Source organism: Desulfocurvus sp. (assembly GCF_023230885.1).
Classification (GTDB): Bacteria; Desulfobacterota; Desulfovibrionia; order Desulfovibrionales; family Desulfovibrionaceae; genus Desulfocurvus.
In genome coordinates, this window is the sequence record NZ_JALNWM010000111.1 from 1 (window position 1) to 10,937 (window position 10,937).

General features: G+C 70.7%; 11 protein-coding genes. 6 read left to right on the forward strand and 5 right to left on the reverse strand.

Annotated features, from left to right (window positions below):
• Positions 1 to 139 precede the first annotated feature (139 nt).
• Together sppA and M0P34_RS09220 are read left to right on the forward strand one after the other, a co-directional pair.
• Positions 140 to 1,144 (forward strand): signal peptide peptidase SppA, encoded by a 1,005-nt coding sequence (gene sppA, locus M0P34_RS09215; protein ID WP_291498621.1) that lies wholly within the window; start codon positions 140 to 142, stop codon positions 1,142 to 1,144.
• Between the two features lie 33 nt (positions 1,145 to 1,177).
• Positions 1,178 to 1,384 carry a hypothetical protein gene (locus M0P34_RS09220; RefSeq protein WP_291498622.1) on the forward strand — a complete coding sequence of 69 codons (207 nt, stop codon included), beginning with the start codon at positions 1,178 to 1,180 and terminating at the stop codon, positions 1,382 to 1,384.
• A 106-nt stretch (positions 1,385 to 1,490) separates the two neighbouring features.
• On the opposite strand, the gene M0P34_RS09225 is transcribed toward M0P34_RS09220, so the two are convergent.
• From M0P34_RS09225 to hypA, 5 genes are all read right to left on the reverse strand, one after another.
• A complete protein-coding gene (locus tag M0P34_RS09225; protein WP_291498623.1) occupies positions 1,491 to 2,351 on the reverse strand; it encodes an Mrp/NBP35 family ATP-binding protein in 861 nt (286 codons plus the stop codon).
• 280 nt (positions 2,352 to 2,631) lie between these two features.
• The gene (locus M0P34_RS09230; RefSeq protein ID WP_291498624.1) at positions 2,632 to 3,357 is read right to left on the reverse strand and encodes a NifB/NifX family molybdenum-iron cluster-binding protein; all 726 of its coding nucleotides are present in this window, start codon (positions 3,355 to 3,357) and stop codon (positions 2,632 to 2,634) included.
• Positions 3,358 to 3,567: 210 nt separating this feature from the next.
• Positions 3,568 to 4,908 (reverse strand): sigma 54-interacting transcriptional regulator, encoded by a 1,341-nt coding sequence (locus M0P34_RS09235; RefSeq protein ID WP_291498625.1) that lies wholly within the window; start codon positions 4,906 to 4,908, stop codon positions 3,568 to 3,570.
• 13 nt (positions 4,909 to 4,921) lie between these two features.
• On the reverse strand, positions 4,922 to 5,581 hold the full coding sequence (hypB, locus tag M0P34_RS09240; RefSeq protein ID WP_291498626.1) for a hydrogenase nickel incorporation protein HypB: 660 nt from the start codon (positions 5,579 to 5,581) through the stop codon (positions 4,922 to 4,924).
• Positions 5,582 to 5,630: 49 nt separating this feature from the next.
• The gene (gene hypA / locus M0P34_RS09245; protein ID WP_291498627.1) at positions 5,631 to 5,981 is read right to left on the reverse strand and encodes a hydrogenase maturation nickel metallochaperone HypA; all 351 of its coding nucleotides are present in this window, start codon (positions 5,979 to 5,981) and stop codon (positions 5,631 to 5,633) included.
• 578 nt (positions 5,982 to 6,559) lie between these two features.
• Here hypA and M0P34_RS09250 point away from each other — a divergent pair.
• The 4 genes from M0P34_RS09250 to M0P34_RS09265 are packed head-to-tail and all read left to right on the forward strand — an operon-like array spanning position 6,560 to position 10,838.
• On the forward strand, positions 6,560 to 7,213 hold the full coding sequence (locus M0P34_RS09250; protein WP_291498628.1) for a CBS domain-containing protein: 654 nt from the start codon (positions 6,560 to 6,562) through the stop codon (positions 7,211 to 7,213).
• The gene (locus M0P34_RS09255) at positions 7,210 to 8,037 is read left to right on the forward strand and encodes an ABC transporter ATP-binding protein (RefSeq protein WP_291498629.1); all 828 of its coding nucleotides are present in this window, start codon (positions 7,210 to 7,212) and stop codon (positions 8,035 to 8,037) included. Before M0P34_RS09250 ends, M0P34_RS09255 begins: the two co-directional genes overlap by 4 nt.
• A 13-nt stretch (positions 8,038 to 8,050) precedes the next feature.
• Positions 8,051 to 9,937, forward strand: a complete 1,887-nt coding sequence (locus tag M0P34_RS09260) for an AMP-binding protein (protein ID WP_291498630.1) — start codon at positions 8,051 to 8,053, stop codon at positions 9,935 to 9,937.
• A 13-nt stretch (positions 9,938 to 9,950) separates the two neighbouring features.
• A complete protein-coding gene (locus M0P34_RS09265) occupies positions 9,951 to 10,838 on the forward strand; it encodes a branched-chain amino acid ABC transporter permease (RefSeq protein ID WP_291498631.1) in 888 nt (295 codons plus the stop codon).
• Positions 10,839 to 10,937 lie beyond the last annotated feature (99 nt).

Here is a 10,937-nt window from a genome sequence, read left to right on the forward strand (position 1 = left end):
CGCGCAAGACGTTCTGCCCCCGCGCGGGCGCCCGGTGCGAAGGGCGCGGCAATCCGCGCGGGGGCGTCGCGTCTTTTTCCGCGCGGGGCTCGCCGCCCCACGCGGCCCGTGCCAGACTGCCCGCAGGAGGCCTTCCGCCATGTCCCGATGTCCCTTTTTCCGGTTCCTCCCGGCCCTGGGCCCGCTGTTGTGCGCGGCGATGCTGCTCGGGGGCTGCTCGGTGCAGGTCAACGCCTTTCGCGACTACGACACCCCCCTGGCCGAGCATGTGCTTTCGGGCCGCGCGCGGGAGAAGATTCTCGTCCTGCCCGTGCGCGGGTTCATCGACCTGGAGCCGGACCAGGGCCTCGCGGCCCGGCGGCCGAGCGTCGTCCAGGACGTTGCGGCCATGCTGCGCAAGGCCGGGGACGACCCCGACGTGCGCGCGCTGCTGATCCAGGTCGACAGCCCGGGCGGGACCGTGGTCGCCAGCGACATCCTCTACGCCGAGATCAGGCGCCTGCGCGCGGCGCGCGCCCTGCCGGCGGTGACGCTGATGATGACCGTGGCGGCCAGCGGGGGCTATCAGGCCGCCCTGGCCGGGGACCGCATCGTGGCCCACGCCTCCACGGTCACTGGATCCATCGGCACGGTGTTCCTGCGGCCCGACGTGAGCGGGCTCATGGGCAAGATCGGGGTGGGCGCCGAGGTCACCCGCTCGGGCCGCCACAAAGACATCGGCTCGCCCCTGCGCGGCTCCACCCCCGAGGAGCGGGCCATCGTCCAGGCCATGATCGACGACATGAACGGGCGCTTTCTGGCCCTGGTCGCCCAGCGCCGGGGGCTTGACCGCGAGGCGCTGGACGATGTAGCCGATGCGCGGGTGTTCACTGCGGCCCAGGCCCAGGCCCTGGGGCTGGTGGACACGGTGGGCTCGGCCCACGACGCCCTGGCCCAGGCCAGGGCCCTGGCCGGGTTGGCCGAGGATGCGCGGGTGGTGGTCTACCGCCGCCGCGCCATGCGGGACGACACGCTGTACAACCCGCCCCTGGCGGCGGCGGACGCCGCGCCGGGGCTGGACCTGGGGCTTTCGCATCTGCTGGGGGTGCCGCGCGCGGGGTTCTACGCCCTGTGGGCGCCCGAGTACGGGGCGGCTCCCCGCTAACGCCACGGCGCGCCGTGGCCCAAGGAGGACGGCATGGACGACTGGAAGGTCGTGGGCACCTACCCCGACTACAACGACGAGGCCTATCACGAGTTCAAGCGCTGGAGCGACGTGTGCGAGGACATCGCCCTGTATCCCGAGGCCAACGTGCGCGTGGTCAAGGACGGGCAGGGCGGCGTGCGCGTGGAGATCAGCCACGCCCTGATCAGCTACTTCGAAGGCACTCCGGGCGAGTTCTAGGGGCGCGGCGCCCCGGCCCCCGGGCGGGCAGCCCGGTGCGGCGGCGACGAAAAAAAGCCGGAGGCGCGAGCCTCCGGCTTTTTCTGCATGGCCCGGCGGGGCCCGGCTAGTCGGCCAGGGCCAGGATGGGCTTGATGATCTCGGTCAGGGCGCGGGAGGTGGCGTTGTCCTGCCCGAGCTTGGCGATGGGGTAGCCCTCGTCGCCCGAGCGGGCGACCTCGGGGTCCAGCGGGATGCGGCCCAGGAAGCGCACGCCCGTTTCCCCGGCCAGGGCCTCGCCCCCGCCCGCGCTGAAGATGTTCTCCACATGCCCGCACTTGGTGCAGGCGTAGCCGCTCATGTTCTCCACCAGCCCGAAGACCGGGTTGCCCACCTGGGCGCAGAAGGTCACCGAGCGGCGCACGTCGTCCACGGCAACGCCCTGGGGCGTGGTGACGATGATGGCCTGGGCCTCGGGGCCGATCTCCTGGAGGGCGGAGAGGGGCTCGTCGCCGGTGCCGGGAGGGCAGTCGACGATCAGGTAGTCCAGGTCGCCCCAGGCCACGTCGGAGATGAACTGGCGGATGAGGCCGGTCTTCACCGGGCCGCGCCAGATGACGGCGTCCTTGGGGCTGGGCAGCAGGAAGCCCAGGGACATGACCAGCAGGTTGTTGTTGTAGGGCACGGGCTCGATGTAGTCGCGCTCGATGTGCGGCTGGGTGCCCGCCAGGGAGAGCAGGCGCGGCAGGCTGGGGCCGTGCACGTCAACGTCGAGCAGGCCGACCTTTTTGCCCGCCTGGGCCAGGGCCACGGCGATGTTGGCCGCCACGGTGGACTTGCCCACGCCGCCCTTGCCGGACATGACCACCAGCTTGTGCCGGATGCGGCCCAGGGTTTTCTTGATTTTTTCGTCCTGCGGGTTGGTGCCGCAGGTTTCAGGGGTGCAGCCGCTGCCGGCGGAGGAGCAGCCTGCGCATGCATCGCTCATGGGATTCTCCTTTGCGGGGATCGGTGTCGTTGGCGCGCGGCCTTTTGTGGTTCTGGACCGCTGCGGCCGTTGCGCGTTGCGGCGCCGCGCAGGGCCGGTATGGGCCATGCGCGGCGCCGGTAAAGCCAGTTAATCCTTTTTGGGGCAATGTCAAATTGCGGAGTCCGGGTGGCCGGGGGCGGCCATGAGGCACGCCGCCCCCGGCTTCGGACGGGGCCGAGGGAGTCGCGGCCCCGGGCCCGCGGCCAGGAGGTGGACCGGCGGGCCGGAAACTCCGGGCCTAGCGGCCCCGGCGGCCGCCCCGGCCCAGGCCGGGCCCCATGCCCTGGCCCATGCCGCGCCCGGCGCCCAGGCCCTGGCCCATGCCGCGCCCGGCGCCCAGGCCGGGGCCCGTGCCCGGTGCGCCCTGGGCCGGAAGGTCGGCCCGCCCGGCGGGCCCGCGCCGCTGGCCCAGGCCGCAGGGGCCAAGCCCCAGGCCCGGGCCGGCAGCCACGGCCGCCGCCTTGCGGCCGCCGCCCATGCCGCCGCCGCCGCCCATGCCGCGACCGCCCATGCCGCGACCGCCCGCGGCGCGCCCGGCGCCCATGCCCTGGCCGGGGCCCATGCCCATGCCGCGCCCGGCGCCCGCGCCCATGCCCATGCCGCGCCCGGCGCCCATGCCCCGGCCGCCACCGGCGCAGGGTACGCCGGGCATGGCCAGTTCCGCCAGGGCGCCCCGGCCCAGGGCGTCCAGCACCTCGGCCACCGAGCCGCTGATCCAGGGCTGGACGGTCAGGCCGTGTTGCAACAGCAGGCGGCGCGAGGCGCCGGATATCCCGCCGCAGACCAGGGTCTGCGCGCCCCGGGCGGTCATTGCCGCGCCCAGGGCCGTGGCGTCGCCCTGGGGCGCGTCCAGTTCGCCCAGGGGCTCGGCGCCCTTGGCGTTGACTTCGAACAGCCGGAACGACGCCGCGTTCTCGAACAGCGACGCCAGGCGGTCTTCATAGCAGGCCAGGCAGACGATCATGATGCTTTCCTCCGGTTTCGGGCGTGCCGCTCAGGCCCGCGGCGGGGCGCATCGCGTCCGCCGCGCCCGGCACGCCCGGTCTGCCCGGGAGAAAGCAGGAATGGGGCCGTATTGGAATAAGTAAATAATACTATCTGCTTGTAGCTTCGGGGGGGGCGCTGCGCCCGGGTGTCGTGGGCTCAAAAATAGCCCAAACGAGGGCCGCCGGGCTTATTTTAAGCCCAGTTCCCGGGCCCGGCGCAGCAGGCGGCGCAGGGTGTCCTTGGAGATGGCCAGCTCGCGGCAGGCAGCCATGACGCGCCCCGCGTTGCGCTCCAGGGCGCCCAAGGCGGCCAGGCATTTGGCCTGCTCCAGGGTCCGTGGGCCCGGGGTGTCGTCCGCGGGCGCGGCCTCGGGCGCCGGGCGCAGCCCCTCGGGCAGGTGCTCCGGCCGGATCAGTCCGCCCGGGCAGAGGATGAAGGCGAATTCGATGGCGTTTTCCAGCTCGCGCACGTTGCCGGGGAAGGGGTGGTCCAGCAGCGCGGCCAGGGCCCGCTGGTCCAGGCCCTGGATGGGCTTGCCGCGCAGGGCCGCGAACTTGCGCACGAAATGGGCCGCCAGCAGGGGGATGTCCTCGCGGCGTTCGCGCAGGGGCGGCAGGCGCAGCCGGACCACGTTCAGCCGGTAGTAGAGGTCGTTGCGGAAGCGTCCCCCGGCCACCAGCTGTTCCAGGTCCTGGTTGGTGGCCGCCACCACGCGCACGTCGGCCCGGCGGGCGGCGCTGTCGCCCAGGGGCCGGTAGGTGCCGTCCTGGAGCACGCGCAGCAGCTTGACTTGCAGCGCCGGGGGCATGTCGCCGATCTCGTCCAGGAACAGGGTGCCCCCGGCGGCCTCGTCGAAGCGGCCGGGCTTGTCGCGCCGGGCGTCGGTGAAGGCCCCGGCCTTGTAGCCGAACAGCTCGGATTCCAGCAGGGTTTCGGGCAGGGCGCCGCAGTTCACGGCCACGAAGGGGCCGTCCTTGCGCGCGCTCAGGTTGTGCAGGGCGCGGGCGAAAAGCTCCTTGCCGGTGCCCGATTCGCCCGTGAGCAGCGCGGTGGAGGGGCTGGCGGCCACCTGGGGCAGGATGGCGAACAGCTTCTCCAGGGCCGGGCTTTTGCCCACGATGTCCTCGAAGGTGTAGGACGCCTCCATCGCCTTGCGCAGCAGATGGATTTCCGTCAGGTCGCGGAAGGTCTCCACGCCGCCCAGGGGTGTGCCGTCCGCCGCCGCGAGGGGGGCGGCGCTGATGGACACGGGCACGCGCTCGCCGTCGGCGCGCACGATGAATATGGGCTGGTCGACCACCGTCCCGCCGTCCTGGATGCAGGCGCGCAGGGCGCAGCCGCCGTCGCACAGGCTGGAGCGGAAGACCTCCCAGCACTTGCGGCCCAGGGCCTCATCGGGCTCGATGCCCGTGATGCGCGCGGCGGCGCGGTTGAAGAACGTGACGTTCCACTGCGGGTCGACGGTGAACACGCCGTCGGCCAGCGAGTCGAGAATGGCCTGGGCGGGCAGGCCCTTGGGGAACGGCATCGTCCCTCCGGGATCAGGCGTTCTTCTTTTCGCGCACCTTGTCCCGCAGCCAGTCGTACCAGGCGCCCAGCCCCTCGCGGGAGCGGCAGGAGACCGGGAACACGGCGATGTCCTTGTTCAGGGCGCGGGCAAAGCGCTCGGCGCGGGCCATGTCGAAGTCCACATAGGGCAGCAGGTCGGTCTTGTTCAGCAGCATCACGGCGGATTCGGCGAACAGCAGGGGGTACTTCTCGGGCTTGTCGTCGCCCTCGGTCACCGACAGCAGGCTGACCTTGTAGTCCTCGCCGACCTCGAACTCGGCCGGGCACACGAGGTTGCCCACGTTTTCCACGAACAGGATGTCCAGCCCCGACAGGTCGATGGCCTCCAGGGCTTCCTGGATCATGGAGCTGTCCAGGTGGCAGGCGCCGTCGGTGTTGATCTGCACGGCCTGGGCGCCCGTGGCGGCCACGCGGCGGGCGTCGTTGTCCGTGCGCAGGTCGCCCTCGATGACGGCCATTTTGAATTCGCCCGCCAGGTCGGTGAGGGTGCGCTCCAGGGTCGAGGTCTTGCCCGAGCCCGGCGAGCTGATGAGGTTGAGCACCAGGATCCTGTGCTGGGCGAAGAGCTTGCGCAACTGGGCGGAGATGCGGTCGTTGGCTTCCAGGATGTTGCGGACGACGGGGACTTCCATGGCGGGCTCCTTATGCTGCGCGCGGGGGTGAAGGGGGAAGACGGGGCGGCTATTCCGCCTCGATGTTGTCCAGATACAGCTCCTTGCCCTGGAGCACCTCGTGGCCCAGGCCCTCGCCGCATTTGGGGCAGGGCATGAACAGGTCGCCCTCCTCGGGGGAGAACTCCGTGGCGCACTGCGAGCAGCGCAGCACGATGGGGATGTCCTGCATTTCCAGCTGGACGCCCTCCAGGGGCGTGCCCAGGGTGCAGGCCTCGAAGGCGAAGCTGAGCGCCTCGGGCACCAGGGCGGCCAGGCGGCCGTGGCACACGCGCACGGCGTGCAGCCTGGTCAGCCCGTGCTTCTCCATTTCTTCCTTGATGATGGCCACAAGGCTTTGGGCGATGGACATTTCATGCATGGCTTTGGCTGTGTACTGGAAAAACGGCGCCCCGTCCAGACGGTGCGCCGCCCGCGGCGGGTCTTGACCCGGGGCCGCCCCGCCCGGCGCGCCGCCCGCGCCTTGCGCCCGCCGCCTCGGATGCGACACGCCGCGCCCCCGCGCGGGCCGGGCTGGCACCCGGCAAAAAAATCTGCCGCCGCGCGCAACCCCGCGCCCCCGCGCGAGGGGTGGGCGATGCATATCTGCTTCATCATTGTTCGCTCCCACGCCCCGCGCGGGCGTGGGGGGCGGGTTTTATTGCTTGCGCAGACGGTTTCCTGGCCTTGGGGCGGCGTGGCCGCGCCCTGCCGCGCATGCAGGGGGTTGGGGAGAAATATCGCAAAAGGGCTTGACTTGTTCCTGGTATTCGGGTTTCCTTTGGCCACACACCATCATGTTTGCCGTCTTCCTACTATAACGTTTTCCCTCCGGGGCCGGTCGCCGCTTGCGGCGCGAATCGGTCCGTTGGCGGAAAAACGGCGGCAAATGTCCTGACCCTCTCCCATTCTCCCGACTGAACCATATCCCCCGGGCCGAGCCGGGCAAGGAGACGTGCCATGTACGTCGGGCTCAAGATGCTCACGGATGTCGTGACCCTGACTCCCGCGACGCTGGTCAAGGACGCCGACAGGCTCATGGACGAGCACCGGCTGTGGATGCTCCTGGTCAAGGAGGGCGGCATGCTCGTCGGCTCCGTGAGCCGCGAGGACGTGCGCAAGGCGTTGCCCTCCAGCGCCACCACCCTGGCGCGCCACGAGCTGAACTATCTGCTGGCCAGGCTGACGGTGGACAAGATCATGCAGCGCGAGGTGGCCTGCGTGCCTCCGGAAACGGAGATCGAGGAGGCCGCCGAGATCATGCACCGCAAGAACCTGCACGGCCTGGCCGTGGTGGACGGCACGGGCCGCCTGCTGGGCTACATCAACCGCAACGTGATGCTCGACGTGCTGGTGGAGGAGATGGGCCTGCGCCAGGGCGGGGCGCGCATCGTCATCGATGTCGAGGACCGCACAGGGGTCATCCACGAGGTCTCGGGCATCATCAAGGATATGGGCGTGTCCATCATCGCCACGGGCACCTTCTTCCACGACGGGCGGCGCATCGTGGTCGTGCGCGTGCAGACCGGCGACCCCACGCCCATCGCCAAGCGGCTGGTGGAGGTCGGCTACACGCTGGTCGGGCCGGACCACTTCCGGGGGAGCTGGTCGTGACCGGGACCTGCGCCCCCCCGGCGGAGGACCGCCTGGCCCAGGCCGCCGCGCTGCTCGAGGTGCGGGACGTGACCCTGACCTTCCGGGGCCTGGCCGCGCTGCTTGGCGTCGGCTTCACCGTGCCCGAGGGGGCCATCGTCTCGCTCATCGGCCCCAACGGCGCGGGCAAGACGAGCATGCTCAACTGCATCAGCGGGCGCTACCGTCCCGACCAGGGGTCCGTCACCCTGGGCGGGGTGCCCCTCCTGGGCATGAAGGCCCACCGCCGCGCGGCCCACGGCCTGTCGCGTACCTTTCAGAATATCGCCCTGTTCCGGGGCCTGTCGGTGCTGGACAATCTGCTGGTCGGGCGCCACGGGCGCCTGGGCTACGGGCTGCTGGCGGCCGTGGCCTACCTCGGCAAGGCCCGCCGCGCCGAGGACGCACACCGCCGCCGCGTGGAGGAGGTCATCGACTTCCTTGGCCTGTCGCCCTACCGCCACCAGGCCGCCGGGCGGCTGCCCTACGGCGTGCAGAAGCGCGTGGAGCTGGGCCGCGCCCTGGCCGCCGAGCCCCGGCTGATCCTGCTCGACGAGCCCATGGCGGGCATGAACCTGGAGGAGACCGAGGAAATGGCCCGCTACATCCTGGACATCAACGAGGAGTGGGGGGCTACGGTGCTGCTGGTGGAGCACGACATGGGCGTGGTCATGGACCTTTCCGACCGGGTGGTGGTCCTGGATTTCGGCCAGGTGCTGGCCAGCGGCACACCCGCCGAGGTGTCCGCCAATCCCGACGTGGTGGCCGCCTATCTGGGCAGCGACGCCGCCTACGCCGGGCGCTAGACAAGGAGCGCGTGTGAGCAAGCCCTACGAGACGACGCTGCCCCGCCTGCTGCTGGACCAGGCCGCCCGCCACGGCGCACGCACCGCCCTGCGCGAGAAGCAGTGGGGCGTGTGGCAGGCTTTTTCCTGGGCCGACTGCCTGGCCGCCACGGCCGAATTCGCCGCCGGGCTGCGCGCCCTGGGCCTGGGCCGCGGCGACATCGTCGTGCTCATCGGCGACAACCGGCCCGAGTGGCTGTGGGCCGAGCTGGCCATCCAGGGCCTGGGCGGCATGGCCCTCGGGCTCTACCAGGACGCCCCCGCCCAGGAGATTCACTATATCCTGGAACTTGCGCAGGCAAAGGTCGTGGTCGCAGAGGACCAGGAGCAGGTGGACAAGCTGCTCTCCCTGCGCTCCCGGCTGCCCGGGCTGCGCCACATCGTCTACCACGACCCCAAGGGCCTTGCGGGCTGCCGGGAACAGGGGCTGGCCAGTTTCGACTCCGTGCGCGAGGCGGGCCGCCCCCGGGCCGGTGAGTTCGCCGCCTGGGTGGCCGAGGTCCGCCCCGGGGACCCCTGCCTCATCGCCACCACCTCGGGCACCACCGGGCGGCCCAAGCTGGCCATGCTTTCGCACCGCAACATGCTCTCCATGGCCTGGAACCTGGGCCAGGCCGACCCCAAGCGGCCCGGCGACGAGTTCGTGTCCTTCCTGCCCCTGGCCTGGATGGGCGAGCAGATGATGGCCGTGGCCTCGGCGCTGCTCTTCGGCTTCACGGTGAACTTCCCCGAGGAGCCGGACACCGTGCAGCAGGACATCCGCGAGATCGGCCCGCACCTGATCTTCTCGCCGCCGCGCGTGTGGGAAAACCTGGCGGCCACGGTGCAGGTGCGCATCATGGAGACCACACCCTTCAAGCGCCTGCTGTACAACACGGTCTTTCCCTGGGCCCAGGCCCGCGCCGACGCCGTGTTCGCCGGGCGCAGGCCCGGGCCGTGGGCCGCGCTCAAGCACGGCCTGGCCCAGTGGCTGCTGCTGCGCGCCCTGCGCGACCGGCTGGGGTTTTCGCGGCTGCGCAGCGCCTCCACCGGCGGGGCGGCCCTGGGCCCGGATACCTTCCGCTTCTTCCACGCCCTGGGCGTGAACCTCAAGCAGATCTACGGCCAGACGGAGATAGCGGGCATATCCTGCATCCACCGCGACGGCGCCGTGGACTTCGACTCCGTGGGCGAGCCCATCCCCGAGACGGAAATCCGCATCGCCCCGGACGGCGAGATCCTCTCGCGCAGCCCGGCGGTGTTCCTGGGCTACTACCGCAACGAGCAGGCCACCCGCGAGACCCTGGACGACGGCTGGTTGCGCTCGGGCGACGCGGGTTTTTTCAACGACAAGGGCCAGCTGGTGGTCATCGACCGCGTCAAGGACGTGATGCACCTGGCCGACGGCACGCGTTTCTCGCCGCAGTTCCTGGAGAACAAGCTCAAGTTCTCGCCCTATGTGCGCGAGGCCGTGGTCCTGGGCCAGGGGCGCGAGGCCGTGACGGCCATCGTGTGCATCGACGCCGGGATCGTGGGCCGCTGGGCCGAGTCGCGGATGATCACCTACACCACCTACCAGGACCTGGCGGCCAAGGACGAGGTGCTCGAACTGGTTCGCGGGGCCATCGCCGCCATCAACGCGACCCTGCCCCAGGCCGTGCGCATCGCGCGCTTCGCCCTGCTGTTCAAGGAGCTGGACGCCGACGACGGCGAGCTGACCCGCACGCGCAAGGTGCGCCGCTCCGTGGTGGCCGAGCGCTACGCCGCGCTGGTCGAGGCCCTGTACGCCGGCAGCGGCAGCGTGGCCCTGACCGCCTGCATCCGCTACCAGGACGGCAGCTCCCGCGAGATGTGCGGCACGCTGAAACTCATGGACGTATAGCCCGGGAGGGATCATGGAATACTACCTCCAGCTCGTCATCAACGGCCTTGTGGTCGGCAGCATCTACTCCCTGGTGGCCCTGGGCTTTGTGATCATCTACAAGGCCACCAAGGTCGTGAACTTCGCCCAGGGCGAGCTGGTCATGGCCGGGGCCTATGTCTGCTTTTCGCTCACGGTGCAGTTCCAGGTGCCGTTCCTGGCGGCGTTCGTCATGACCCTGGCCTTTTCCGTGGTCCTGGGGCTGGCCGTGGAGCGCCTGGTGCTGCGTCCGCTCATCGGCGAGCCGGTCATCAGCGTGATCATGGTCACGGTGGGCCTGTCCAGCGTGCTCAAGGCGCTGGTGCAGCTCCTGTGGGGCACGCAGCTGCGGGCCTATCCGCAGGTTCTGCCGCAGGAGCCGGTGTTCATCGCCGGGCTGCCCGTGTCGCCGGTGTACATCGCGGCCTTCGCCCTGTCGGCGGTGCTGTTCCTCGTGTTCTCGGCCTTCTTCAAGTATTCGCGCCTGGGCGTGGCCATGCGCGCCACGGCGCTGGACCAGCAGGCCGCCCAGAGCATGGGCATCGGCATCAAGAACATCTTCGCCCTGTCGTGGTGCATCGCGGCGGTTGTCTCGTCCATCGGCGGGGTGATCCTGGGCAATATCAACGGCATCAACTCCCAGCTCGGGCACCTGGGGCTCAAGGTCTTCCCGGCGGTGATCCTGGGCGGGCTGGACAGCCTGCTGGGCGCGGCCCTGGGCGGGCTGATCATCGGCGTGCTGGAGAACGTGTGCGACGGCGCGGCCAAGGATCTGTTCGGCCTGGGCGGCGTGCGCGAGGTGGCGGCCTTCGTGGTCCTGGTGGTCATCTTGATGATCCGGCCCTACGGGCTGTTCGGCACCAAGCAGATAGAGAGGGTCTAGGCATGTCCAACGGCAAGTGCGGCCTGTTCTTCACCAGCTACCGGGCCGAGGACCAGCTCCTGCCCAGCCGCTTCCAGAAGGGCGCCCTGGGCCTGTTCC